This is a genomic window from Kitasatospora sp. NPDC086801 (assembly GCF_044745805.1).
GTDB lineage: Bacteria > Actinomycetota > Actinomycetes > Streptomycetales > Streptomycetaceae > Kitasatospora.
This window is the reverse complement of the sequence record NZ_JBIVAX010000001.1, coordinates 124244-149250: the sequence shown is the minus strand read 5'-3', so window position 1 is coordinate 149250 and position 25007 is coordinate 124244. Positions and strand designations below refer to the sequence as shown.

21 protein-coding genes and 1 tRNA gene are annotated in these 25007 nt (G+C 69.6%); 16 read left to right on the top strand and 6 right to left on the bottom strand.

What is annotated here, in order from left to right; translation table 11 throughout:
* Positions 1-171: 171 nt before the first annotated feature.
* From ACIPLC_RS00720 to ACIPLC_RS00680, 9 genes are all read left to right on the top strand, one after another.
* The gene (locus ACIPLC_RS00720; protein WP_400469307.1) at positions 172-1269 is read left to right on the top strand and encodes a hypothetical protein; all 1098 of its coding nucleotides are present in this window, start codon (positions 172-174) and stop codon (positions 1267-1269) included.
* A complete protein-coding gene (locus ACIPLC_RS00715; RefSeq protein WP_400469305.1) occupies positions 1263-3308 on the top strand; it encodes a hypothetical protein in 2046 nt (681 codons plus the stop codon). The genes ACIPLC_RS00720 and ACIPLC_RS00715 overlap by 7 nt, the downstream gene beginning before the upstream one ends.
* Positions 3305-4345: an enolase C-terminal domain-like protein gene (locus tag ACIPLC_RS00710; RefSeq protein ID WP_400469302.1), complete on the top strand. Its 1041-nt coding sequence runs from the start codon at positions 3305-3307 to the stop codon at positions 4343-4345. The genes ACIPLC_RS00715 and ACIPLC_RS00710 overlap by 4 nt, the downstream gene beginning before the upstream one ends.
* The gene (locus ACIPLC_RS00705) at positions 4342-4782 is read left to right on the top strand and encodes a hypothetical protein (RefSeq protein ID WP_400469299.1); all 441 of its coding nucleotides are present in this window, start codon (positions 4342-4344) and stop codon (positions 4780-4782) included. The genes ACIPLC_RS00710 and ACIPLC_RS00705 overlap by 4 nt, the downstream gene beginning before the upstream one ends.
* The gene (locus tag ACIPLC_RS00700; RefSeq protein ID WP_400469296.1) at positions 4779-5444 is read left to right on the top strand and encodes an HAD family hydrolase; all 666 of its coding nucleotides are present in this window, start codon (positions 4779-4781) and stop codon (positions 5442-5444) included. The genes ACIPLC_RS00705 and ACIPLC_RS00700 overlap by 4 nt, the downstream gene beginning before the upstream one ends.
* A complete protein-coding gene (locus ACIPLC_RS00695) occupies positions 5441-6232 on the top strand; it encodes a class I SAM-dependent methyltransferase (RefSeq protein ID WP_400469293.1) in 792 nt (263 codons plus the stop codon). The genes ACIPLC_RS00700 and ACIPLC_RS00695 overlap by 4 nt, the downstream gene beginning before the upstream one ends.
* A complete protein-coding gene (locus ACIPLC_RS00690; protein WP_400469290.1) occupies positions 6229-7017 on the top strand; it encodes a creatininase family protein in 789 nt (262 codons plus the stop codon). Before ACIPLC_RS00695 ends, ACIPLC_RS00690 begins: the two co-directional genes overlap by 4 nt.
* Positions 7018-7043: 26 nt before the next feature.
* The gene (locus ACIPLC_RS00685; RefSeq protein WP_400469287.1) at positions 7044-7790 is read left to right on the top strand and encodes a phytanoyl-CoA dioxygenase family protein; all 747 of its coding nucleotides are present in this window, start codon (positions 7044-7046) and stop codon (positions 7788-7790) included.
* 63 nt (positions 7791-7853) lie between these two features.
* Entirely contained in the window at positions 7854-8498 is a 645-nt protein-coding gene (locus ACIPLC_RS00680) for an L-threonylcarbamoyladenylate synthase (protein ID WP_400469284.1), read from the top strand.
* A 71-nt stretch (positions 8499-8569) separates the two neighbouring features.
* On the opposite strand, the gene ACIPLC_RS00675 is transcribed toward ACIPLC_RS00680, so the two are convergent.
* The 5 genes from ACIPLC_RS00675 to ACIPLC_RS00655 all read right to left on the bottom strand — a co-directional run bounded on the left by ACIPLC_RS00675 (position 8570) and on the right by ACIPLC_RS00655 (position 12820).
* Positions 8570-8887: a hypothetical protein gene (locus ACIPLC_RS00675; protein ID WP_400469281.1), complete on the bottom strand. Its 318-nt coding sequence runs from the start codon at positions 8885-8887 to the stop codon at positions 8570-8572.
* A 111-nt stretch (positions 8888-8998) separates the two neighbouring features.
* Positions 8999-9445, bottom strand: a complete 447-nt coding sequence (locus ACIPLC_RS00670; RefSeq protein ID WP_400469278.1) for a plasmid mobilization protein — start codon at positions 9443-9445, stop codon at positions 8999-9001.
* 469 nt (positions 9446-9914) lie between these two features.
* Positions 9915-10952, bottom strand: a complete 1038-nt coding sequence (locus ACIPLC_RS00665; protein ID WP_400469275.1) for a DUF2637 domain-containing protein — start codon at positions 10950-10952, stop codon at positions 9915-9917.
* A gap of 248 nt (positions 10953-11200) precedes the next feature.
* Complete coding sequence (locus ACIPLC_RS00660; RefSeq protein WP_400469272.1) at positions 11201-12412, bottom strand: DUF3631 domain-containing protein; 1212 nt, start codon at positions 12410-12412, stop codon at positions 11201-11203.
* A gap of 195 nt (positions 12413-12607) precedes the next feature.
* Entirely contained in the window at positions 12608-12820 is a 213-nt protein-coding gene (locus ACIPLC_RS00655) for a helix-turn-helix transcriptional regulator (RefSeq protein ID WP_400469269.1), read from the bottom strand.
* A gap of 601 nt (positions 12821-13421) precedes the next feature.
* Between ACIPLC_RS00655 and ACIPLC_RS00650 the strand changes: the two genes are divergently transcribed.
* The 3 genes from ACIPLC_RS00650 (at position 13422) to ACIPLC_RS00640 (ending at position 18914) form a co-directional block, all read left to right on the top strand.
* On the top strand, positions 13422-14741 hold the full coding sequence (locus ACIPLC_RS00650; RefSeq protein WP_400469266.1) for a tyrosine-type recombinase/integrase: 1320 nt from the start codon (positions 13422-13424) through the stop codon (positions 14739-14741).
* 214 nt (positions 14742-14955) lie between these two features.
* Positions 14956-17988 carry a hypothetical protein gene (locus ACIPLC_RS00645; RefSeq protein WP_400469263.1) on the top strand — a complete coding sequence of 1011 codons (3033 nt, stop codon included), beginning with the start codon at positions 14956-14958 and terminating at the stop codon, positions 17986-17988.
* A 161-nt stretch (positions 17989-18149) separates the two neighbouring features.
* Complete coding sequence (locus ACIPLC_RS00640; protein ID WP_400469260.1) at positions 18150-18914, top strand: hypothetical protein; 765 nt, start codon at positions 18150-18152, stop codon at positions 18912-18914.
* 192 nt (positions 18915-19106) lie between these two features.
* On the opposite strand, the gene ACIPLC_RS00635 is transcribed toward ACIPLC_RS00640, so the two are convergent.
* Entirely contained in the window at positions 19107-19595 is a 489-nt protein-coding gene (locus ACIPLC_RS00635; RefSeq protein WP_400469257.1) for a YajQ family cyclic di-GMP-binding protein, read from the bottom strand.
* 215 nt (positions 19596-19810) lie between these two features.
* Between ACIPLC_RS00635 and ACIPLC_RS00630 the strand changes: the two genes are divergently transcribed.
* The 4 genes from ACIPLC_RS00630 to kdpF all read left to right on the top strand — a co-directional run bounded on the left by ACIPLC_RS00630 (position 19811) and on the right by kdpF (position 25007).
* A tRNA-Tyr gene (locus ACIPLC_RS00630) sits at positions 19811-19892 on the top strand.
* Positions 19893-20315: 423 nt separating this feature from the next.
* Complete coding sequence (locus ACIPLC_RS00625) at positions 20316-22148, top strand: APC family permease (protein ID WP_400469254.1); 1833 nt, start codon at positions 20316-20318, stop codon at positions 22146-22148.
* A 345-nt stretch (positions 22149-22493) separates the two neighbouring features.
* Complete coding sequence (locus tag ACIPLC_RS00620) at positions 22494-24491, top strand: APC family permease (protein ID WP_400470603.1); 1998 nt, start codon at positions 22494-22496, stop codon at positions 24489-24491.
* Between the two features lie 426 nt (positions 24492-24917).
* A complete protein-coding gene (gene kdpF, locus ACIPLC_RS00615; RefSeq protein ID WP_037971201.1) occupies positions 24918-25007 on the top strand; it encodes a K(+)-transporting ATPase subunit F in 90 nt (29 codons plus the stop codon).

The following is a 25007-nucleotide window of genomic DNA, read 5'->3' as shown; positions in this document are numbered from 1 at the left end:
CCGCCGTACCCCGGCCGCTGAGCGAAGGAACCGTGTGGGCCTGCCGGACGGACACCGGCAGGCCCACACGGGCTCATCCTCCCCGACCAGTGGAGGGGAGCGAGGCAGATCCAGCAGAGAACGACGACCAGGGCAGCGAAGCCCGGTCCAGCCAGTGACGGAGAGTGGATCATGAAAACAGCGCTCGGCAGCAAACCCGCAGCGGTCCTCACCCTCCCGGCGGTCAGGGGCATGGCGGAGCGCTACGGCGTGCCCGTGGAGGACGCCCTGCTCATCGCGATCAACCTGTTCGGGATCTCCTCCACCCACGGCCGTCATCGCGCCCGGATCTCGGTTCGTCTCACGACCCGGTCGGACGTCGCCTGGATGGTGATCGTCCCGCTCAACGCAAAGGCTTCGCCGTTCCACCTGGTCGGCGACGAGTTGTCGCTGGGCGGCGTCGTTGTCGGCTCCATCGACCGCGTCGCCGCCGACGAGGCGGTCGGCGGGTACTTCAGGGACGACGGGCGGGCCGCGACGCTCAACCCCAACGCCCGGAGCCGCTGTGTGGGGTGCTCGTTCTGCCCGAACACCCTGGAGGCCGCCGCCGATCCCCGTCTCTCGGAGGAGCGGGAGCTGGCCGAACTGCTGGCCGCGATGGTCGAGCAGCACCCCCGCCACAACCTGGCTGAACTCCGTGAGGTCACCGTGTCGACCGGCTGCTTCGAGCGGGAGCGGGCGGCCGTCGACCATCTGATAGGACTGCGTGACGTGCTCGCTGCCCACGGGATCGGCGCTCGGATCGGGTTCCTCACCTCGGTCATCCGCACGAGCGAGGCGTTCGCGGAACTGGCGGAGCGCGTCGCCCCGTTCGTGCTGCGGCTTACCGCCGAATGCTTCAGCCGGAGGGACCTGCTCCTCAAAGCGAGCAAGGCGACGCTCACCACCGAGGAGATGCCCAGGGTCCTGCGGCGGGCGATGGGAGCCGGCCACGCGACCTCGTTCACCTACATCGTCGGCCTGGACCGGCTCGCCGACCTCCGGACCGGTGTGGCCGAGCTGATGCCGTTCGTCACCGAGTTCCCCAACTTCCAGGTGTACCAGGCGCACAACGCCATCATGGCGGGCCTTCGTGCCAGCGGCTCCGACTCCCTGGAGTACTACCTCCAGGCCCGCCGGGACATCGAGGACATCGTCGGGCCGACCGGCCTCCGCCCGGCGGCATGGGAGTGCTACCGGCCGCTGTGGTACTTCACGTTCGGCGATGAGCAGTTGGTGCTGCCATGTTGAACCGGGCCGACGCGTTGTGGAGGGCCGCCACCTACGTCGCGGTGGCGCTGCTGCACCTCGACGACAACCAACTGCTGACCGAGCCGCTCCAGGCCGGCTACGTCAAGCCTCGCCCCGCCGGTCACTGGGGCACCGTCCCTGGAACGGCGTGGGCCCTCGCCCACACGGTTCTCGCTGCTGGTGAGCTGGGGCCCGGCCGTGAGCTGGTTCCGGTGATCGGCGCCGGCCACGCGGGGGTGGTCCAGCTCGCCTACGTCTGGCTCACCGGCGAGCTGGCAGTCGTACGCCCTCAGTACTCCCGCGATGCGGCCGGGCTCAGGCGGCTGGCCCGGGACTTCCCTGACGTCGACGGTCTCGGTGCGGAAACCCATCCGCTGCTGCCGGCGGGAGCGGCGCCCGGCGGGTGCCTCGGTGGCGCGCTCGCGTTCAGCCATGGCATGGCGCTCGACGTGCCCGGGCGGGTCGTGGTGCCCATCGTCGGCGACGGGGAGTGCGAGACCCCCACGACGGCGGCGTCGTGGCTTGCGGCCCGGGCTCTGCAGGGGAGCGCTGTCCTACCAATCGTCCACGTCAACGGGTTCCGTATGGGTGACCGGTCGCTGCTGGGGGCAATGAGCGACGCCGAGCTCGTTGCATACGCGGCCGGTCTCGGGTGGCGAGGCCGGGTGGTGCACGTGTCGGCGGCCAGCGCCGATGAGCACCAGGCGTTCCGGGATGCCCTGGCGGCGTCCGCCGATGAGGTCGATGACGGCTCGCGGGCGGCTGTGTTTCTCCGCTGCGTGAAGGGCTGGAGCGGACCGGAGGCGGTCGACGGGCGGCAGGTGCTCGGGACGGCCGCAGCGCACAAGACGCCACTTGATGAGGCCCGCCAGATCGAAGCCCAGCGCGGCCAGCTGGAAAGGTGGTTGGCGTCGTACCAGCCCGCGGAGCTCTTCGACCACGATGGCCAGCCGATCGGTGCTCTGGCCGAGGCCCTGGGGTCTGCCGCGTGGCACTCTGGGGTCGGCCCTGGACGCCCGACCCGTGAGGAGCCGAAGCGGGTCGTTCTCCGCAGGGCCGCCCGCTTCGGTGAGGCAGTAGGCAGTGTTCTCCGCAGGCATGCCACGGCCGGGGGCTTCCGGGTCTTCAGCCCGGACGAGCTGTCCTCGAACCGCCTCGGAGCACTGCGGGACGAGCCCTGGGTGTCCGAGGTACTGGCCGAGGAGGTGCTCCTCGGCTGGCTGTCCGGTTGGATCAGCAGCGGTCGACGCGGCGTCCTGGTGTCCTACGAGGCATTCGCCCCGCTCCTCACCGCCGGGATCGTCGGCCACCTCAAGCACCGTCGCCTCGCCGAGGAGAAGGCATCCCCGAGCCTCAATCTGCTGCTGACCTCGTACGGGTGGCACAACGTCTTTACCCACGGCGATCCGTCGCTCGCCACGGCCCTGCTAGCGTCGGAGGACCCTGCGGTGACCGTACTGGTTCCGGCCGACACGCAGCGGACGGCCACCGCGCTCGACGCGGCGCTGAACTCGACGGGCCGCGTCAACGTCCTGATTGCGGGCAAGCACACCGAACTGCGGCTTCCGCTTGAGACCGTCGAGGAGGAACTGGCACGCGGGCTCGCGATCTGGCCGCACCTGAGCGATGAGGAGGATCCTGACCTCACCATCGTCGTGGCGGGAGACCTGCCGGCCGAAGCCGTCACGACGGCAGAGCCGGTACTCCGCGACCGACTGGGCTGCCGAATCCGCGTCGTGGGCGTTCTCGACCTCACCGTTCTCGGCGATCCTGGGCGTTGGCCCAAGGGCCTGACCGACGCCGAGGTCGATCACTACTTGGGCGAGCGCTCCGCTGTCCTGGTCGTCACGCTCGGGCACCCGGCAGCCGTGTGGGGGTTACTGGCGGGGCGCCTGCGGCGGCCGGTTGAGGTGATCGGCTGGCGCGAGCCGCCGGGACCGATGTCGCAGGACGCCCTCGCGCGCGAGCTTGGCCTGGACACCGCCGGATTGTTCCGGGCGGCTGGTCGGCTGACAGCCAGGCTGGAGGCCGCGCAATGACGGAGCCGCTCATCGACAAGGTGGAGACGGTGCCGGTCGGCGGCACAACGGAGGCTGGGGACGACAGCGTCTTCGTCGCGGTCCACAGCGCTGGGCAGACCGGCTGGTACGGGCCTGTGAGCACGACGGTCGGCCGAGCAGTGGAAGCGATCGGCCCCGTAGTAGTAGGAGCCTCGCTGCTCGATCACCACGGCCTCCGACCGCGCATACGGACAGCCGCACCAGAGGTCTCGGACTGGGCAGTCGGAGCGATCGACTGCGCGGTGTGGGACATCCACGGCCGCCTGGTCGGCAAACCGGTGGCCGATCTCCTGGCACCAGGACGGAGGACGCAGGCCGTACCGGCGTACGCCTCCTGGCTCCGTCTGGATCTCAGCGGCCCCGCCAGCCACGGTGCGGTGACCCAGGTTCTCGAAGAGGGCTGGGCCTTCACCAAGTGGGGACTCCGTCGGCGCCCGGGTACGAGCGTCGCTGCCGAGGCCAGGAATCTGGTCGCGGCACTGGCTGATGCTGCGGCGGTCATCAGCGAGCCCTTCGCCGTCGACGCGGTGGGCACGTGGAGTCCGCAGCTCGCTGCTGCTGTCGCCGGCCGCCTCGATCAGCCGATGCTGGCCTGGCTGGAGGACCCGCTGCCGGAGCACTACCTACGCGTCTACGGCCAGCTGGCCGCTGCCGGCGTGCCGATTGCGGTCGGTGAGCGCCTGCGACCCGACGAGGGCCTGGACGCCCTCCTGGACTTCACTCGGCCCACCGCGCTGACCATCGACGTGGTCGGCTGTGGCGGCCTCACCCGTGCGGTCGAGATCACCACGAGCGTTCGCGAGGCCGGTGTCCCCGTCTACCCACATGGCCGCTCGATGGTGCCCGGCATCCACCTCGCCGCCGCCTTCCCCGACGACGTCCCGGCCGTCGAGTACCGACGCCAGTGGGAACCGCGCCGCCAACTTCTCTACGCCGAGCCCTGGATACCCAAGAACGGCCTGCTTCCCGCCCCCGAAGCCCCCGGACTCGGAACCCAACCCCGGAGACTGCGATGACCCGAACCATCGGCACCTTTCCTGTCCAAGGGACAACCCGTCACGACGAACACGGCCTGCTCCTCGTCCTGGACCGACGACTCGACGGACACGACACCTTCCTCTCCGGCATCCTTGACCTCGGCCAAGGGACCGCAGCCGTACGGATCTTCACCCTCGACGACGTCACCGTGCTCCGACCGCTGGACACGATTGAGGCGCCCAGCCCGGTCTGGGCCGGAATCCTCCACCTCCCGCACGGGCTTCGCCCGCGCGTGGTCCCCGCTGACCTGGCCGACGCCGCCCAGGCCGGCAGCCGCGACCTGGACGTGCTCGACGCGGCCGAGCTGCGGTACGCGCTGACCTTCCTCGGTGAGGCCACCACCGCCCAGATCCGTACGGCGCGGATCGCCGCCATCGTCTCCGCCCTGCCCCCGGTCGGGGGTGAGGCCGCATGAGTGGAGCAGTCAGTCGGCTGGTCAGCCTGGACATCGGGGGAACCCTCGGAAACGCGCAGGGCCCCGGCCTGGCGGCCAGGCTCGCCGCCGTCTCGCCGCTCGGCCCGAAGCAGGCCCGGCGCGTGATGCGGGACGTCCTGCACACCGCCCCGGAGATCACCGACGCCGTGATCCAGCAGGTCTGCGCGGAACTGGGCATCAAGCAGTCGGACTTCCCAACGGATGTGCCCGTCTCCCCGCTCATCCTCTTCCCCGGAGCCGTCGAGGCCCTTCAGCAACTCAGTGACAGCGCCACGGTGGTCACGCTCTCGAACGTGACCTGCACCGAGGCCGATCCCGACCGGCTCCTCGCGCTCCTCTCCCCATGGGTCAGTGCCCACTTCCCGTCCTGCCGCACCGGGTTCGCCAAGCCCGACTGCCGCGCATTCTGGACCGTCGCCAACGCTCACCAGGTATCAGCCACGACCATGGTCCATGTCGGCGACGACTGGGAATGCGACATCCGCGGTGCCACTGCCGCCGGATTCGCCGCCGTCTGGCTCTCCCACGGCCGTACGGTCCCCGATGCGCACGTCCTCGTTGAACACGATGTGCTCGTCGCCCACGATCTCGCCGACGCAGTCCAGCACGTTCGCCAGCTACTCGATCTGAGGAACCCATGAGCCTGTTCACCGGCACCGCCAGCTACTACCGCCAGTACCGCCCGGGGATCCCCGAGGAGGTCGCGACCGTCCTCGACCAGGCCGTCGCCTCTGGCAAGCCGCGCCGGCTCCTGGACATCGGCACCGGCACCGGGCTGGTCGCCGAGGCCCTCCTCGGCCGGTTCGACGACATCATCGCCATCGACAATGACACCGACATGCTCAAGGCCGCCGAGGAGGCCCTCCAACCCCAACTCCCTGACGGGGCCCGCCTGTCGCTCATCGAGTCGACGGCGGAGGACTTCAAGCCCCCGACCGGGTGGCAGGCCGACCTCGTCACGATCTGCCGGGCCTTCCACTGGCTCGACCAGGCCACCGTCCTCGCGCTCCTCGACGACCAGGTCGCCGTCGGCGGCGCCGTCGCCATCTTCGGCGACAACAGCTTCTGGGCCGCCGACAGCCCCTGGAAGCAGTCCGTGCGTGCGGTCGTCCAGAGCTTCCTCGGTGAGGAACGGCGGGCTGGCAACAGCACCTTCAAGCACCACAACCGGCCCTACAGCGAGATCATGGAGGAGTCGCCCTTCAACCGGGTCGAAGAGATCCGGGTGCCCGTCCACCGGACGTGGAGCACCAACAGCATCCTCGGCTACCTCTACTCCACGAGCTTCGCTGCACCGCACCTCTTCGGAGGCCGCCTCGACGAGTTCGAGGCCGCTGTGGAGACCGCCCTCGCCCAGCACAGCACCGAGGACGTCTTCCCGGAGGACAACGAGTTCCTCATCCGCATCGGCCGGCGGGGCACCGAGTGATACGAGCAGACGGCCCAGCAGCCCGCCGGTACGGGCGGCTGGCCGCACCCGCGGTCCTGACCGACCTCACCACCGAATCCGTGCTCTGCCTGCCCCTCGGCTCCCACGAGCAGCACGGTCCCCACCTGCCGCTCAACACGGACACCGTGATCGCGGAGCGGTTCACCGACCTGCTGGTCCAGCGGTACGGCGAACAGCACGACCTGTGGGCGTTGCCGGCCATCCCGTACGGGCTCTCGCTCGAACACGCCTGGTCGCCGGGAACCGTGTCGCTACGGATCGCGAGCTTCATGTCCCTGCTCAACGCCGTGGTCACGGAGCACCTGCAGGCGACCCCTGCGCGAAGGCTCCTGATCATCAACGGCCACGGCGGCAACCGAGGAATCCTGGAGCCTGCCCTCCACGAGCTGAGGCGAACGCAGGCCTTCCCCGTCTGTGTCATCCACCCGGCCTCGCTGTCCGCTGTTCAGGCCGGCGGCGAGACCGTCCCGGAGATCCACGCCGGCATCCGTGAGACGGCCATGATGCTCGAACTCGCGCCCGAGGACGTCCATCTCGACAGCCTTCCAACGGACTTCACCGGCAGCGGCGCCGAGGCGAAGCGGCTCGTCCTGGACCGCGGCACTACCTGGCCGTGGACCTCCGACGACACCACCATCGCCACCTGCGGCGTCATCGGAGGCGACCCGCGCCGGGCAACCGCCGGCGCCGGCCGAGCCATCCTCGACAGCGCCCTCGATGCGGCCGGCCACGTGCTCACCCACCTCACCAACCCCAGCCCGTAACCGCCCCATGCCCTCCAGGAGATCCCGTGGCCCTCACCGCCGCAGAGAAGCACGCCTTCATGCGCGACGGCCTGCTCGTCAGGCGCGGCGCCGTCCCCGACGACCAGATCGTCCGAGCCCGTGAACTGGTCACCGACTGGTACCGCGAGTCGATGAACCCCGAGCTCATCAGCGCCTACACGCAGCGGACCTTCGCGCCGGAGCTCGGAAGCCACCCCGACCTGCTCGCGCTCTTCTCAGCGTCCCCGGCCGTCGAGCTCGCCCAAGACCTGCTCGGCACCGTTCGACCCATCTCCACTGTGCAGGTCCAGATCCGCATTCCCGAGGCCCAACTCGAACAGGCCCAACCGGAGAAGGCGATGCACGTGGACGGCGTCGCCTGCCCGCACCTCGACCCCGACGAGCTGCGGACCTTTTCGCTGCTGGTCGGCGTCGTGCTGTCCGACATCACCGACCCGCGGGGCGGGGCCCTGCGCTACCAACCGGGCGGGCACTTGGCCATGGCCGAGTGGTTCCGCACCCAGTGGGCGCTCGGCATCACCGAGCAGGTCCCGCCCGACATCGACGCCCACGCCGGCATCCCGTTCCTCGGCCAGCCGGGCGACCTGCTGCTGATGCACCACCTCGTCCCCCACGCCGTTGGCCGCAACCTCAGCCCGGAGCCACGGATCATGGTGTACTTCCGGGTCGAACACCCCGGCCACGGACGGCGGCAGCTCCAGGCGCTGCAGGACCCGTGGCTCGACTACCAGGGGCTATCGCGACCCGCGTGAACGCCCAGCAGGGCCGGAACTCGATCCGGCCCGTCCACTCACTCCCAAGATGGAGGGATACCTGTGCGACCGATTCCACCAGAACAACTCAACGCCGCCGCCCGCGCGCTGGAAGCCGGGGAACTCGTCATCGTGCCCACTGAGCGCTGGTACATGATCTGCGCCGACGCCACGAACCTGGCCGCCTGCAACAGCATCTTCGACGGCAAGCAGCGGCCACGCGCCAAGTCCCTCGTACTCGTCACCCCCTCCCTGGAGGAGTGCGAGAAGCAGTTCGTCATCCACCCCGAGGCCAGGCAACTGGCCGCCGCCTTCTGGCCCGGCGACCTCGCCATGCTCCTTCCCTGGCAGAGCGTGGACGTCGGGGCGCGGCACCCCGCAGTCGGGTCGCCGGCCCTCGCCACCAACTCGTCGGGTCCACTCGGCGCCCTCGCGGCGGTGGCCCGAACGCCAGTGGCGGCGACGACCGTCAATATCTCGGGCGACGCGGGAGTCGACGCACCCGGCCCCGCGATCACCATCGGGGAGGTCCAGCGCTTCCTGGACTCCACCGGCGTCAAGGCGACCGTCATCCTCGACGGAGGAGTCTCGCCGGCCGCCAACCACCTCACCATCGTCGACTGCTCGACACCGGCAGCCCGTCTCGTCCGCACCGGCCTTGTCCACCAGCGCGCGATCTCCGCCGTGCTCGGCCGCCAGGTGGAGTGAGAGCCAGTAGCCCGAAGCCCGGCTGACCTGTGCGTCAGCCGGGCTTCGTCTATTTCGCGCAGAGTGAGCCGTCAATCCCACATGGAGCCAGCGAGGAGGCCGTCGAACGCGAGGGCCCGCATGGCGGCGTCGAAGTCGGCCCACTCGCGCTCGGGGACGGTGAAGTGCTCGTCGAAGTAGGCGCGGGTGAGGCCGGGCTCATGCCATTCGGCGGTGCAGCGGCAGCGGACGAAGACCTGGGCACGCACGTTCAGGAGGAGCCAATCGCGGGTGGCGTCGCACTTCGGGCAGGTGATGGTGATGCCGCGCTGGTCGAGCGCGCCCGGGTGAGGGACGGCACGGATCACGGGACGGTCGGAGGTCCAGTCGGTGTCGGTGGGATCGGGCACGGGCGCCTCCAGGGGTTCTGGCCGGTGGGAACCGACACAAGACGACCCTGTGCGGAAATGTTCCCAACCAGCCAGAACTACATCGAATCGACATCAACTGCCCTGGCTTCCCTACCCGCCAACGAGGTTGGCTGCGGTGGCGTCGACCTGGGAGACCGCGAGCCGGACGAGGCGAAGGGTCACGTCGAGCTCGGCGGGGCGGTGGAAGCCGTTGGCGTGGAGGGCGAAGGAGATCTGGTTCAGGTTGTTGCCGACCCGGGCCAGTTGGGCGCGGGAGTTGGCCAGTTCGTCGACTACGCGGTCGAGTCGGTCTTGAGGATCGCCCGCGCTGAGGCCGCGGGCGTCGTTCAGACTGCTGGTCGCGCAGAAACGCGAGACGGTCTGGGTGCGGCTGGCGGCGGCGCGGCGGATCTCTTCGTACTCGGCGGCGTTGTATCGGACGGTCACACGGTGCGGGCGCTGCTGCGGGTCGCGGTGGCGGCGACGTGGCTGGCGCGCGGGAGTACTCGAAGGGAGGTGCTCAGGGCTGTCGCGGCTTTCCTCAACCTCACCCGGCACCCCCTGGTGCCGGGTGGCCGGGGGGGGGGGGGGGGGGGGGGGGCGCCCGCGCCCCCCCCCCCCCGCCCCCCCCCCCCCGCCCGGGCGCGCGCGGGCGGGCCCCCCCCCCCCCCCCCCCCCCCCCCCCCCCCCCGGCTCCCCCTCGCCGATCGGCGAGGGGGTTGCGTGGGCCTGCCCGTGGGGCGGTCCCACGCGATAGCTTGCTGCGCCAGGGGCGGTCGGTTCGGACGCCCGACGCTGATCACCGCTGAGAGTGGGCGAGTTGAGGAGCGCATCCAGGTCGGTGTCGGAGCTGTCGGCGTGCTCGGGGTCATGCTGGTGGTTTGTCAGAGGAGACTCCTGGGACGGACCGGGACGGCGGGCGGGCGGGCGGGACCGGACCGGACGGGGACGGGCTGCGGGGAGGGGAACCGGGTGCCTCGCGGGACGGGGACGGGCGAGGCACCCGGGGTGCGCGGAAGTGCGCGGATCAGATGCCGGTTGCGGGTCCGTCGTCGTCCGGTCCGTCCGGACGGACCATCTTCATGACCGTGGTGAGGCGTTCGTCGGACAGGGTGAGGCACTGGGCGCGGGCCGCGTCCCGGACGACGGACCGGCTCAGCCGCCCAGTGTCGGTCCACGTCCGGACGGCGATGTCGGCCAGTTCGTCCAGAGACGCGCCCGGCGGACGGCCGGCGGGCCTGGAGTCCGGGGACCGTCCGGGTATTCCGCTCGGCCTCTGGCCTGCGGCTTCGCCATCCGCAGTGTCGTCGGTCCGAACCTGCTCCGCCTGGTCCGGTTCCGTCCACGGGTGGTCCGCATCACCGAACAGACGGCCCGAGCGGAACTGTCCGTCCGGGGCCGGTGCCAGGCGGCTGTCCTCGTCCGGTCCGGTCACAGGCGGCATCGGCACGGCCGTTCCGTCCGCCGTCCGGTCCGGTTTGGTTTGCCCGTCCGGACCGGTCTGGTCCGGTCCGGCGGACCGTTCGTCTTCCGGGGACTGTTCGCTGCCGGGAGCGGGGACGGGGACGGGGGTCGTGATGGGGACCGGCGCTTCGCCGTCCGGTTGGACGGCCGACCGGGTGTGGCGGGTGGTGTGGATGCCGAGGTGGACGGCTCCGGCGAGGGCGAGCGGGGAGATGGCGGACAGGATGCAGACGGAGGTGTCGCTCAGGTGCAGGTGCCCGGTGGCGGTGAGGGTCTGCTGGTTGAGGCGCACGGCGTGGAGGGTGTTGGCCCAGATGCTGGCGGCAGTGGAGGCGCCGAACAGCAGCCAGACGTAAGCGCGGGCGGTGAGCGGGGCGGCGCGCAGGAGTAGCAGGGCGCGGACGCTGTAGGCGACGAACCCGTCAATGATGAGCGGGAACAGGTAGGTCAGCTGGTCGCGGATGTGGATGGCGAGGGCCATCTGGCGTAGGGCGTCGTAGGAGAGGGCGAAGCCGGCGGCGGCGAGTAGACCGATGGCGGCGTAGTCCCAGACGGTTACACGGCGGGCGCGAGCGGCACGGCTTGTTAGGACGTGGGGCATGCGGGTGGCGGTTCTCCTCGGGGTGGTCGGGGGTGTTGGTGGCGGCAGGCCGTCGCATCCGTCTTGGCCGTCCACGGCCTTGCCCCACTTGGCCTGTTGCCTCACCGGTCCGTCCCGCCACCGTCCTGGTGGCGTACTCGATGCCAGGGCGACAGAAGGGTGAGGGGACGGACGGTGCGACGGGCGGCGGGGCAGTGCCGTCCCCGTGACGGCTTACGGGGCATGGGCTGCGAGGGCGGGGACGGCGTCTACCGCTTCCGGCGGGTGAGGTCAGGCAGGGGGTGGATCTTGGGGCAGTAGCGGCGCCAGGAGTCGGCGAACTTGTTGAAGGTGTAGCCCTTGCGCTGGGTGCCATCGGGCAGGCGGATGTTGGCCGAGGAGATCTGGTAGTCCTTCAGCAGCTCGGAGAGCGGACGGGCCGTGAGCCCGCCGCGTCCGTGCTCGCCCCAAGGCGCCTCGGGGTCGTCGTTCAGCGCGGCGAGGATCGCGATGGTGGACAGACTGTCCGGGTCGCCGTGGGCGAAGAAGATCCGGCGGATGTCGGCGAGGATCCTCGCTCCGCCGCAGCCGTCCTCCTCGATCTCCTCCTCGGCGGCGACCATACGCACGCACGCTTGCCGGGCCCGGCGTGGCCAGGAGCCGCCGGCAAGGTCGGCGACCGCGACCAGGGGTTCCCAGGTGTCGGCGGCCCGGTCCTCGACCGGCATGTCCGGTTCGAGGGTCTGGGCCTGCTTGTGGACCTGGGAGGCCCAGAGGGAGAGCTTGGCGCGGGTCTCCCGCAGCAGGACACCGTCGCGGCGGTCCCGCAGTGGCGCGACGATCTCGCCGTCTGCGCGGCGGCGCATGCGGATCACGATCGACCGGTCCATGATCGTGTCGGGGAGATCGCCGATCCCGGCCAGGGCGGCCATGGCGAACGTCTCGAACTCGCGGGCCTGGTGGTCGGTGCCGACCGCCCGGGTGACCGGGCGATTGCGCTGGTGCCCGGCGTTCAGCAGACCCCGTAGGTCCTCGTACTTCTCGGCGGTCCTGGGGTTGCCGAAGATGGTGTCGACCTCGTCGACCAGCAGGGTCCGGGGCCGCTCGCTGATCGTGCGGTAGACCGCCGCCGCACTGGTGTTGACCGTGATCAGAGGGTCGTGGACGGTCTCGACCAGGACGTCCAGCAGGCGGGACTTCCCGCACCGCCGGGCCGGAGCGACGATCGCCAGGCGCGGGGCGTGGTGCCAAACCGCCTGCAGGTGCGTCGCGGCGGCCCACAGCGTGACTGCGTCGAGCGCCTCCGCCGAAGGCGGGATCGCGTACCGGCGGACATGGGCGTGCAGCTCCGCCAGCAGCGAGGCACCCGGCGACTCCGGCACGTCCGGAACTGAGTCCGTAGCCGGTAGATCGTTGGCCGCGCCTTCGGCGGCTGCAGGCTCTCCACAGGCCGTGGGCGCCAGGAGCGGCTGGTGAGTCACGCGGACGTCGGGGTGGCCCGGCTTGGCGACCGGCGGGCACGAGGCCGCAACGGCAGGAAGGTTGGACAGGTGGGACGTGGAGGTGATGAGGGACTCCAGACTGCGCTGCAACGGCGAACCGGTCGCACCGCTCGGGGGGTAGGAGGGCGAGGAGGGGATTGCCGGCTTCCTCAGGCGAGTGAGACGGGGGCGGCATCAGGCCGCCTGGTCGGTGCTCTGGCCGTCGAGCCAGGCTTCCACCTCCACCCAGCGGTACCGCAGGTGCCGGCCGACCTTGATCGCCACAGGGCCCTGGCGACGGTGTCGCCAGGCGTACACGGTCTGCAGCGGGACGCCGAGGTACGCGGCGAGCTCCTCTGCACTGGCCAGCGGACGACGATCGAGGGCGGCATGGGAATTCTTCGGCAAAGAGGTCTCCAGAGGGTAGGGGATGGGGAATTCCGGCAGATCGGCAAGGCCCATAAGGAGCCCGGCGCGTTTCTGCGCGGGGAGGAGTCTGCACGCGGCGCGGCCGAAAACCTAAAAAGGACTCGGTCCTGCCTGTCGGACACCTCGGGCGAGGGCTAAGCCTTGCCCGAGGAGCGGCGTGCGGGGAATTCTCCACGCACCCCGGCTCGCAACCTAAAAAGGCCCCGAGCTGGCTCTCTGGCTACCCGGTCGGGGAGCGCTGTGCCTGGCAAAGCGGCACACAGAGGGATCGCTGTGAGGCCCTGTCACAGGCGGGCAGCCCTGTTTTTTGCAGCGGGTTCGGCCGGCCTGTCGACGCAGGTCGACCGCCTGAGACGATCCGTCACTATCGGGACGATCGGAAACGGATGAATCCTCTTGGGACTCCATACTTGACAAAAGGCCGCCGGGCGATCAATATCCAACACCCGCCCGAGAGCGGGCTCTGTGCGCGTTTCTTTTCAGCGGCTTACGCGGCAATCAGGTCGTCTTGGCGCGACTTTCCCACCTCACCCGCCGGCCGAAGGCCGCGCCTTCCCATGTCCCCGACCAGAGGAGCCGAATGGCGACCGTTTACGATACCTGGCACAAGACCCACCCGCGCCCCACCGACAAGCCCTGCGGCGAGCACAAGGGCAAGTACCCCACCGCCGACCACGGCAAGGGCAAGCGCTGGCAGGTCCGCTACCGCGACCCCAGCGGCGAGCAGCGCAAGCTCAACTTCGCCCGGCGGGCCGATGCCGACGCGGAGGCTTCCCGCCTCGACAACGACCTCAACCGCGGTGCCTACATCGACCCCGCCCTCGGCAAGGAGACGTTCCGCGAGGTCGGCGAGCGGTGGCGCGCGAGCGCCGTCCACGGGTCGAGCACCATCGAGCGCGTCGACCGGGCTCTTCGCCTGCACATCTACCCGATCCTCGGCGACGGGGCCATCGCGGGCGTCAAGACCTCGGACATCCAGGCGTGGGTCAAGGACCGCTCGAAGGTGCTGGCGCCGTCGACCCTGCGGGTGCACTACAGCTACGTGACCGCGATCTTTCGCGTCGCGGAGCTGGATCGCCAGATCCCGTTCAACCCGACGAAGGGGGTGAAACTGCCGCCTCCGCCGCGCAAGGAGATAGTGCCGCTCGCCGTCGAGGTCGTGGCGGCCCTGGTCGACGCGGCCCCAGGCTGGTACCGGGTGCTACTGCTCCTGGCGGCGGCCTCGGGGCTGCGGCAGGGCGAGCTGTTCGGGCTTGAGCTGGCGCACATCGACTTCAAGCGCGGCACGGTCCAGGTGAAGCAACAGGTGGTCGGCCCCGATCGGGGTGAGCCCTACCTCGCGCCACCCAAGACCCACGAGAGCCACCGGACGGTCCCGGTGGCCAAGCCCGCGATGGACGCGCTGGCGGCACACCTGGAGAAGTACCCGGCCCGCCGGGTCGATATCGAGGACCGCACCGACCCGCGCCCCGGCAAGTGTAAGCGCCGGAAGGCGCTGCTCGTCTTCACCAACGAACGAGGTGAGGCGATCCGCCGCGCGGCCTGGGCGGCGGTCTGGGAGAACCTCGTGCGAGTCGCCGACAAGGCCCTGCGGAAGCAGCACGAGGGCGCACTCAAGAGCTGGGAGCGCCGTGGCCGGCCGGACGACGCGGAGCCGACGCTCCGCCAGGTGCCGGACGACGCGACGATGCACGACCTCCGGCACTTCTACGCCTCGGTGCTGATCAAGCACCGCGAGAGCGTCAAGACGGTGCAGAAGCGGCTCGGCCACGCCAAGCCGTCGATCACGCTGAACACCTACACCCACCTATGGCCGGACGAGGAGGACACCACGAGGGCGGCGATCGAGGCTGTCTTCAGCGCCGTGCCGTCGATGTGCCCTCCTCGGCAGAAGCTCTGACTGTCGGTTCACGCTCCCGGAGCTGTCAGACCTGGCTGTCACACTGAGCCTTATGCCTGAGCAAGATTCGTTCGTGGACGGACGCTGGGAGCCGGTCCGGACCGACCCCGTCTTGAGCACCCCGCCTGGTCCTGGTGGACCAGGCAACGTCCCGCCTGGAGAGGACCTCGATCTTCACATTGGGTGGGATCGTTTCGAAAGGCTTGTCCTGGCCGTGGCGAATCGCTCGCTGGGTCTGCGAGGCGCCAAGTTCCGGCGATACGGGGTCCAGGGACAAGCACAGCACGGTATTGACCTGGCCGGCCGTGAACCTGACGACCAGTACACGGTAGTCCAGTGCAAGGAATACCAGGTCTTCACGGCCGCGGACCTCCGTGCGGCAGTCGAGACGTTCACCACGGGCAGGCGCCCGTTCGACGCCCACTGCCTGATTGTCGCGACCTCCGCCTCGACCCAGACGACTCAGGTGGCCGACGAACTGGGGCGGCTCCGGAGCGAACACCCGGACCTGGAGTTGGAGCTGTGGGGCGCCGAACAGATCAATGACCTGTTGCGCCCGCACGGCGACGTGGTCGCCCAGTTCTGGACTCGGGAGACGGCCGTACAGTTCTGCACGGGGGCGCCCTTGCCAGGGGTACCAGTTCCGCCGCTGGATCGACAGGAACAGGCATTGAGGATCCTCATCGGCCCTCTTCGGACCGATGATGTCGCACCAGCGCTTCGCCAGGCGGAAGAGCAACGGTCAACGAACCCGGAAGAAGCTGCGCGTGCGTACGCTGATCTCGCGAGGCAGCTCGATGAAGCGGGCTTCCGCGGGCACGGTGGGGTGCTGCGTGGCAAGCAAGTCGATGCGCTGCAGTTGGCTGGCCGCCCTGACGAGGCGGCTGAACTCGCCGCGCAGTTGGCCGTCACCGCACTGAATCGGGGTGAGTGGCACGAATCGAGAGAGCTGACTGCCCTGTTGGAGAAGCTGGCAGGCCAGGCAGAGTCAGCTGGAACCGAGCATTCACCCCACACCCGGCGCCACTCCCAGCTGTTGAGCGCGGCGGTCATCAGCGCCTTTCACCCCCTTGGCGACTTCAGCGCACTCCAGAGTGCGCTCGAGATCGCATCGCCAGTGAAGCCCGCATATCAACCACTCCTGGTACTTCTGCTGGCCGAGAATCGTCTAGCTACGGACCCAGAGCGCCTTCAGGAACTGGACCCGCTGGTTAGGGAAGCGATAACTGCCGCTCAGTCAGAGCCTGTTCGCCCTGGCCTGGACACGGTTCTACGACTGCGGCTGGTCCGCGCAGCTTATGACGCTACCGAGCGGACCCAATTGCTGTGGGAAGCCCGTCGCCATCAGATGTCGGGGCGGCATGCTGCTCTGGTCCAGGCCCGAGAGGCTCGTCGGTGTGCACTCGAGGGGCAGCCCGAGGAAGCCGTCGAAGGCTGGCGAAATGGGGTGCATGACGGTATCCACGCCGGGTTGACCGAAGAAGCCGCCGAGTGGCTATATGCCATTCGGGCGGTAAATGTCCGCTATGGTCCGTGGTTGTCGAATATCGATGATGAGCATCGTCTGGCCCAAGCACTGCGCGCGACGGGAACGGGGTGCCTTCTGGAGCGGGCGCGACCTCCCCGCGAGCACGCCCTTTCGGCCTTGAAGGCAGATCGGCCGAGCGAGGCGGCCCAGTGCGCGCTGCGCTGGCTCACTGACACCGTGATCACAGCAGACTGGGCGGGCGAGATAGAGGCGTTGGAGTTCCTGGGTGACCTCTACTGTGAAAATCAGGAACCCGTGCTGGCCGCCATGTACTACATGCGTGCTGGCGAGACCAGCAAGGCAAAGAAGCTTGCGGCGGCAGTCGGTGATTTGCCGTTGACGATGGGACCGATTAACCAGGGCCCATGGTGGGTCATGGAGACGCAAGCCTGCCTTTTGGAGGTACAGGCTGATCTCATCAGGGACGATGCTGCAGGGATCTTCCTTGATGAGATGACAGCCTTGGCTGTGCGTGGCAGGGCAGGCGAACTGGCAGAGTCGCCTCTCGGCGAGCTCACCCGCCAGGCGACGCAGAGTGCGTGCGTCCTTGCTGCCCGCGGGACACCAGCACAGGCTCAGGCCGTTCTCGACCTTCTCGCTCCCGACGTGCCGCGCGAACCGAACCGGTACCGAGACTCTGACGACGGCCATGCGTCTGCGTGTTACGCCATTGCGGTTGCCCATCCGAGCCTTGCCGCGCAGGCACTCACCCGCCTGTTCGATCTTGCGGAGAGATCCGTCGACAAGGCCAATCGGCTACTGGCCGATGGAAATGTCTGCGGCATGCTGGCGGATGGCCAGTCCTTCCTGGGCGAAGAGGATAAGGTGCGGCTTCGGCAGAGGGTCAGCGAACTTGACCAGTTGGGCATTTCCCACGCCGATGTCGCCCATGCTCGGATCGACCCCGACCACTCTCTGGTGCGCAGCCGAGCAGAGCAGGCCCGCGACCGTATCCTCCAAAGGCCGTGTCCCCAGCCGGGAAGCGCGTCGTTCGGAACCAACCTGACTACTGACTCTTATCTGGTGAGCAAGCTCCACCAGGCGGATCGTGGCGCATGTCTGACCAAGGTCCTGGAGATCGCAGCCGACGCCAACGAGGTCGCCTTGAACAGGAAGGAAGCGCTCACCGCCGCTCGCAACTTGCTGTTCGACGCACCCCTCACGGTGAGGCAGCGCGCATTTCGCACGGCTCAGAGCTTTGTGGGTGGGGCGCATGACGGCAGCTATCTGGACGAGCTGAGCGGAGCGCCGCATCCACTCGGCTTCTTCAGGATCTCGTTTGGGAGTGCGTCGCTGCGGGGGGAGGCGTTGGTTCTGGCCAGCGCTGCAGCGGAGGCGCCTGTCGATCACGCTTGGGTGCGCGATCAGGCCATTTCGATGTTGAGTACGGACAGCGCTGATGACCTTCAGGCAGCGGCCAGGGTCCTGAACTGGCTCCCGAAGGACGAGGCACGACGAGTTGACGCTAGCCTTCTGGCTACGCATCAGTACGTCGCCGTGCGCCAAGTCAGCGCGCTTCTGTGTCTGAGGGATCTTGGCCGTTTCTATGACACGGCGGTGAACCTCACCAAGGACCCCGACTATCGGGTGCGTCTCATCCTCGCTCAGTCGGCTGCCAAAGCCAGCTGCGAAGGATCTCTGCCGGCCAAGGGAATCACAGAGCTGCTTTCGGCTGACCCGCGCTACTGCGTCCGAGCGGCAGCTCGGGCCGCGCAATAGGGATTCCGGCGGACACCAACTACCACAGGGCCTCCGAGTAAAGCCGGGCGTTTCATCGGGTGTAAGCCTTTGGGGATCAACTTCCGTGTTTTTAAGGCGCGTTGTCGGAGGCGTCCTCTACCGTGCGAGGCGGAGTTCATCTCGACGAGGAGGAATGCCCCATGGCCGAGCAGCTGCGTCGGAACTACAGCAACGCCACCGTGGCCGCGCTGATGACCCTGGCCCGAGGTGGGTGTTACGCGCCGCGCTGTGGGGCCCCGACCGTACGCGTCATCGACGGGGAGCCGATGCTGAATCTCGACATCGCGCACATCCGAGCCCTCAAGCCGGAGGGGAAGCGGTTCGACGCGACGTGGACCCTGGAGCAGAGGAACAGCTTCGCCAACTTGTTGTTGCTGTGCAACGTGCACCACAAGCGGGTCGACGGGGCAGGCGGAGAGAGCTACACGGTGGAGATCCTGGAGGAGTGGAAGCGTGTTCGTGAGGCGGACGGACGAGACGCCCTGGCGGGACTGAGCGGTCTGACCGAGGCGCGGCTGGTGGAGATGATCTACGAAGCGCAGGAAGCGTACGTCGAGCGGATCGGTCCCCTTCTGGGGAGCATCGCAAAGGAGATGCCAGAACTGGCATCCCTGATGAAGGTCCTCAGGTCGGACCTGGAGGTGCTGCGCGGCAGCCGACTGGGGGTCTCCGAGGACACGGCTTGGATGCTTCACGAGGCCAGCAACGGGCTGCAGCACCTTCAGGACAATGCCCCGTGGCTGCATGAGGCCAGCCGTGACCTGAGCCACCTCCAGGACAGTGCCCCACTGCTCGCGAACGCCGCCAGCGCCCTCTCGCGGTTGGCTGATCTGCCGTCGTCGCTGAGCTCGGCTGCCAGTGACATCCGGAGTGCGGCTGCGGCGCTGGCGGACGCAAAGTACTGACGGATCCCGGGCGCGACGCGGAATCGACCGAGGTGTCGATGACCGACTTGGCGCCCGCATCGCCGGTCAGAATCCAACCCTGCTCGACAAGGGCACAACGAGGGTCATCGGTGGCGGCTGTCCCCGCCGAAGTGCCCTCGTTGTGCCCTGTGGCCACCTAGAGCCTGCGTTCCCGCAGGTCAGCGGCGTCTGCTAGCGGTAGTTCACGTACTGGATCGCGAATTCCAGGTCCTTGCCCTTGAGCAGGGCCTGGACGGTCTGCAGGTCGTCGCGGCTCTTCGAGCTGACCCGCAGCTCGTCGCCCTGGACCTGCGCCTTGACGCCCTTGGGACCCTCGTCGCGGATGATCTTCGCGACCTTCTTGGCATCCTCCGTGGAGATGCCCTCCTTGATGTCCGCGAAGATCTTGTACTCCTTGCCGGACAGCTGCGGCTCGCCGGCGTCCAGCGCCTTGAGCGACAGGCCGCGCTTGATGAACTTGCCCTGCAGGACGTCCAGGATGGCCTTCACGCGCTCCTCGCCGTTGGCCTTCATCTCGATCTTCTCGCCGGAGCGGCTGATCTCGCCGCCGACGCCCTTGAAGTCGAAACGGGTGGCGATCTCACGGGAGGTCTGGTTGATCGCGTTGTCGACCTCCTGCCACTCGACCTTCGAGACGATGTCGAAACTGGAGTCGGCCATGGGTGTTGGTCTCCTTGATGCTCTGGCTTCACTGACACGGCCCGCCCACCGGGCGTCCGCAGTCCCAGCCTATCCAGCGGTACCCCGCCCCCGCCCCCGACAGCCACGTCGTGGCCCTTGATCATCACGTGACCTATCGAGTGGCGGAGCACCCCCCGGCATCGGGTATCGTTTACGACGTCGAACGGGGCGGACGCCCCGGGGGACGAAATCCTGGCTGGTTGCCCGAGCGGCCAAAGGGAGCAGACTGTAAATCTGCCGGCATAGCCTACGTAGGTTCGAACCCTACACCAGCCACAGGATGGAGAACGGCCCCCGATCTGCGGAAACGCGGATCGGGGGCCGTTGTCGTTTTCCCGCCGCGCCGCCACCGCAACGCTGTCGCGCCACCGGTGGGCACACTTATTGCGCATTGCTTGCAATTACGGACGGCAGGCAGCAGAGTGGGTCCGGGGGTGGGTGGGGCCGTTCAGCATGATTGTGGTGGTGTCCCGGGTGTGCGTAGGGCGCGCCGGGGGTTCTTCGCAAGAGCTGGTCGTCTTCCCAACCGGCGCCCGCCGGGACAACGGCCCGCCCACCCCCGCCATGAGGTCTCCCACGGCGCGTCAAGGGCCCGTCAATGGTTCCTGGGGCGGCGTCAGGAACGCGTAGAGGTCGGGGGAAGGGCAGGGGCACGGCCCGCAGGATCGGAGGAACAACCGATCGCGGAGGTTCCGTCCGATGTCCAGCGCCATCACCACCCCGGCCGTCACGGCCGAACCCGAGCCGCCGGATACCGGCGCGGGCGACGAGCGGCACCGGCTGAGTGCACTGGGCGGTCTGGCGGCGCTGTCGTTGGACGCCATGGCCTCGGTCGCGTACGGGCCGGAGTCGATCGTGCTGGTGCTGGCCGCGGCCGGCGCGTACGGGCTGGGCTTCACGCTGCCGGTGACGGTGGCGATCGCGGTGCTGCTGGGCGTGCTGGTGGCGTCGTACCGGCAGGTGATCGCGGCGTTCCCGGACGGCGGCGGCTCGTACGCGGTGGCGAAGGAGCACCTGGGCCGGCGGACGGCGCTGACCGCGGCCGCCTCGCTGGTGATCGACTACATCCTGAACGTGGCGGTCTCGGTGACGGCCGGGGTGGCGGCGCTGACCTCGGCGGTGCCGAGCCTGTACGACGACCGGGTCTGGCTGTGCCTGGGCGTGCTGGCCCTGGTGACGGCGGTGAACCTGCGCGGGATCGCCGAGTCGGCGCGCTGGTTCATGGCGCCGACGGCCGTGTTCGTGCTGTCGATCCTGGCGATCATCGTGGTCGGCCTGTTCCGGGACGGCCCGGCGAGCACCGCGGCCGCCGCGGGCCACGCCTCGACGCTGGCCGAGAACGCCACCACCGTCGGCGCGCTGCTGCTGCTCAAGGCGTTCGCGGCCGGGTGCTCGGCGCTGACCGGGGTGGAGGCGGTGGCGAACGCCGTCCCCTCCTTCCGGACCCCGCGGGTGAAGCGGGCCCAGCACACCGAGATGGCGCTCGGCGCCCTGCTCGGCGTGATGCTGATCGGGCTGGCCGTGCTGATCGGGCGCTTCCACCTCCAGCCGGTGGAGGGCGTCACGGTGCTGGCCCAGCTCGCCGACGCCTCGCTCGGCCACGGCGCCGCGTTCTACGTCGTCCAGTTCGCCACCGTGGTGCTGCTCGGGCTGGCCGCGAACACCTCCTTCGGCGGGCTGCCGGTGCTGCTGCACCTGCTCGCCCGGGACAACCACCTGCCGCACGTGTTCGCGCTGCGGGCCGACCGCCAGGTGCACCGGCACGGCGTGCTGTTCCTCGCCCTGGTGTCGGCGGCGCTGCTGGTCGGCTCGGGCGGGGACGTGAACAGCCTGGTACCGCTGTTCTCGATCGGCGTGTTCGTCGGGTTCACGATCTGCCAGGTCGGCATGGTCCGGCACTGGGCCGTGCACCGGCCGGCCGGCTGGGCGCGGAAGGCCGCGCTGAACGGGTTCGGCGCGCTGCTCACCGGGGTCGCGACGGTGGTGGTGACCGGCACCAAGTTCACCGAGGGCGCCTGGGGCATCGTGGTGGCGCTGCCGCTGCTGGTGGTGCTGTTCGAGGCCGTGCACCGCAGCTACGGGCGGATCGGCGAGCGGCTGGAGCTGGGCCGGGTGCCGGGCGCGGTGACCCGTCAGCGCAGCCTGGTCGTCGTGCCGGTGACGGCGATCACCCGGCTCACCCGGGACGGCCTGTCGGCGGCGCTGTCGCTCGGCGACGAGGTGCTGGCGGTGACGGTGGTGCACGAGCAGGCCGAGGCGGAGGCGCTGCGGCGGGATTGGGAGCTGTGGCAGCCGGGTGTGCCGCTGGTGGAGATCCCGGAGGACCGCCGCCGGCTGGGCCAGCCGATCGCCGCGTTCGTGAACCGGCTCGGCGAGGAGCACGCCTACGACCGGCTGACGGTGCTGATCCCCGAGGTGGAGCCGGCCCACTGGTGGCAACAGGCGCTGCAGAACCGGCGCGGAGCCGTGATCGACCGCGCCCTGCGCCGGCACACCGACGCGGTGGTCTGCCGGCTGCGGATGCGGATGTGACCCAGGTCGAGGGAGCCGGGTCGAGGGAGCCGGGTCGAGGGAGCCGGGCCGGTGCGGCCGGGCCGGTGGAGCCGGGGCAGTACCGGGCATCCTGGAAGGAGCGTCCACACCCTGGACGCCCGATAACAACCTGGCATCTTGACGCGGTCTTAACGGGGTGCCCTTAACGCCCCCGATACGCCCGGCACGTACCCGCCCGCAGTGGCCCTGACCTGCGGGAAGCCCTCGACGGCGGGACGTGCCGGGCCGGCGCCGCAACGGATTCCGTCGTGCCCGACCGAACTTACGCTCGCCAACGTGTTCAACGTGCCCCAAGCGCTCAAGCGCCTCGTCATCGGCCGGGCCATGCGCAGCGAGGAGCTCGGCGAGACGCTGCTGCCCAAGCGGCTGGCGCTGCCGATCTTCGCCTCCGACCCGCTCTCCTCGGTCGCCTACGCGACCCAGGAGATCCTGCTGGTGCTCACCGTCGGTGGTGCCGCCTTCCTGTACCTGACCCCGTGGGTCGCGGCCGGCGTGGTCGCGCTGATGGCGGTCGTGGTGATGTCCTACCGCCAGGTGGTGCACGCCTACCCGAGCGGCGGCGGCTCGTACGAGGTGGTGTCCCGCAACCTCGGCGCCAACTCCGGCCTGGTGGTGGCCGCCTCGCTGCTGGTCGACTACGTGATGACGGTCGCGGTGTCGGTGGCCTCCGGGGTGGACAACATCATCTCGGCGCTGCCCTCGCTGGCCGGCCACCGGGTCTGGCTGGCGCTGGGCTTCGTGCTGCTGCTGATGGCGGTGAACCTGCGCGGCGTCCGGGAGTCCGGCAAGGCCTTCGCCGCGCCGACGTACCTGTTCATCGGCGGCATCCTGCTGATGGTGGTCACCGGGCTGGTCCGGGTCGCGCTCGGCGACGCACCGGTGGCGTCCAGCGCCTCGTACGGGATCCTCCCGGAGGACGGCAAGGACAGCGTGGCCGGGCTCGGCCTGCTGATGCTGGGCCTGCGGGCGTTCGCCTCCGGCTGCACGGCGCTGACCGGGGTGGAGGCGATCTCCAACGGCGTCCCGGCCTTCCGGGCGCCGAAGGCGAGGAACGCCGCGCGCACCATGGCCGTGATGGGCACCACGGCCGTGGTGATGTTCGTCGGCATCACCGCCCTCGCGCTGATCGCCAAGGTGCACATCACCGAGGGCGGCGCCTGCCGGCTGACCGGCTTCCCCGGCGACTGCGCGAGCACGCCCCAGCAGACCGTGATCGCCCAGCTCGCGGCGGCGATCTTCGGCGGCGACCACAGCGTGCTGTTCTACGCGATCCAGGCGGTCACCGCGCTGGTGCTGATCCTGGCCGCCAACACCGCCTTCAACGGCTTCCCGCTGCTGGCCTCGATCCTGGCCGAGCACCGCTACCTGCCCCGGCAGATGCACACCCGCGGGGACCGGCTGGCCTTCTCCAACGGCATCATCGCGCTCGCGGTGGTGGCCGGCGGGCTGCTCTGGCTGTACGACGCGAACGTCACCAGCCTGATCCACCTGTACATCCTGGGCGTCTTCACCTCCTTCACGCTGTCCCAGATCGGCATGGTCCGGCACTGGAACCGGGCGCTGGCCACCGAGACCGACCCGGTGGTGCGCCGCTCGGCGCTGCGCTCCCGGGTGATCAACGCCTTCGGCGCGGTCGTCACCGCGCTGGTGCTGGTGATCGTGCTGCTGACCAAGTTCACCCAGGGCGCCTGGCTGGCCGTGGTCGCCGCGCTGGTGCTGTGGCTGATGATGCGCGGCATCCGCCGGCACTACGACGGCGTCGCCGCCGAGTTGGCGGTGGACGACCCGGAGGCCGAGTCGGCGCGGCCCGCCCGGGTGCACGGGATCGTGCTGGTGTCCAAACTGCACAAGCCGACGCTGCGGGCGCTCGGCTACGCGGAGGCGTTCCGGCCGGACTCGCTGGAGGCGCTGACGGTGGCGGTGGAGCCGGAGGCCACCGGCGAACTGGAGCGGCAGTGGACGGAGGCCGGCGTCCGGGTGCCGCTGAAGGTGCTGGACTCGCCGTACCGGGAGATCACCAAGCCGGTGCTGGCGTACGTGCGGGAGCACCGCCGGGGCAGCCCCCGGGAGGCGGTCGCGGTGTTCATCCCGGAGTACGTGGTCGGCCACTGGTGGGAGCACCTGCTGCACAACCAGTCGGCGCTGTGGCTGAAGAGCCGGCTGCTGTTCACGGCGGGCGTGATGGTGATCAGCGTGCCGTGGCAGCTGACCTCCTCCGGGCGGGCGGGCGGCCCGTCGCGCCGGGCGCCGGGTGCGGTGCGCCGGGGCGAGCCGGCCCCGGAGAGCGGGTACGAGCGGCTGCCGGCGCCGGAGAAGGCCTGACCGGAGCAGCCGGCCCCACCCCCGCACCCACCCCCGCACCCACCCGTACCCACCCCCGCACCCACCCGGCCCCACCCCCGCACCCACCCCCGTACGAAAGCCCCGGGAGACCGGGGCTTTCGGCGTTCCCGCGCCGGGCCGATCACGGCCTGATGACGACGGTCACGGCCCGGTGAAGCGGGCGTCAAGGTCGCGTCAACGTCCTGCTGTCACCCGTATGGAGGGCGTCAGGGAGCCATAACGCGCCTCTGACGGCTGCTTTGCTGCATCTGCCGGTCGTCCGCCGGTGCCGCGCGAAGCCCCCGGCCCGCTCGCGGCAGTCTCCCGAACCGCTCTGGTGGAGCCCATGTCCGATCTCATCTACGTCGGTGTCACGGTCGCCGTGTTCGCCGTCATCGCCCTGATCGCGCGGGGGGTGGAGAAGCTGTGAGCGCGGAGAACATCGCAGGTCTGATCGTGGCCGTCGCGCTCGTCGGCTATCTCGTCGTGGCGCTGATCTTCCCGGAGAAGTTCTGA

What these genes read in the sequence shown, in the direction of transcription:
- ACIPLC_RS00720 (WP_400469307.1), top strand. Translation starts at nt 172, where the DNA reads ATGAAAACAGCGCTCGGCAGCAAACCCGCAGCGGTCCTCACCCTCCCG.
- ACIPLC_RS00715 (WP_400469305.1), top strand. Translation starts at nt 1,263, where the DNA reads ATGTTGAACCGGGCCGACGCGTTGTGGAGGGCCGCCACCTACGTCGCG.
- ACIPLC_RS00710 (WP_400469302.1), top strand. Translation starts at nt 3,305, where the DNA reads ATGACGGAGCCGCTCATCGACAAGGTGGAGACGGTGCCGGTCGGCGGC.
- ACIPLC_RS00705 (WP_400469299.1), top strand. Translation starts at nt 4,342, where the DNA reads ATGACCCGAACCATCGGCACCTTTCCTGTCCAAGGGACAACCCGTCAC.
- ACIPLC_RS00700 (WP_400469296.1), top strand. Translation starts at nt 4,779, where the DNA reads ATGAGTGGAGCAGTCAGTCGGCTGGTCAGCCTGGACATCGGGGGAACC.
- ACIPLC_RS00695 (WP_400469293.1), top strand. Translation starts at nt 5,441, where the DNA reads ATGAGCCTGTTCACCGGCACCGCCAGCTACTACCGCCAGTACCGCCCG.
- ACIPLC_RS00665 (WP_400469275.1), bottom strand. Translation starts at nt 10,952, where the DNA reads ATGCCCCACGTCCTAACAAGCCGTGCCGCTCGCGCCCGCCGTGTAACC.
- ACIPLC_RS00650 (WP_400469266.1), top strand. Translation starts at nt 13,422, where the DNA reads ATGGCGACCGTTTACGATACCTGGCACAAGACCCACCCGCGCCCCACC.
- ACIPLC_RS00640 (WP_400469260.1), top strand. Translation starts at nt 18,150, where the DNA reads ATGGCCGAGCAGCTGCGTCGGAACTACAGCAACGCCACCGTGGCCGCG.
- ACIPLC_RS00635 (WP_400469257.1), bottom strand. Translation starts at nt 19,595, where the DNA reads ATGGCCGACTCCAGTTTCGACATCGTCTCGAAGGTCGAGTGGCAGGAG.
- ACIPLC_RS00625 (WP_400469254.1), top strand. Translation starts at nt 20,316, where the DNA reads ATGTCCAGCGCCATCACCACCCCGGCCGTCACGGCCGAACCCGAGCCG.
- ACIPLC_RS00620 (WP_400470603.1), top strand. Translation starts at nt 22,494, where the DNA reads ATGCGCAGCGAGGAGCTCGGCGAGACGCTGCTGCCCAAGCGGCTGGCG.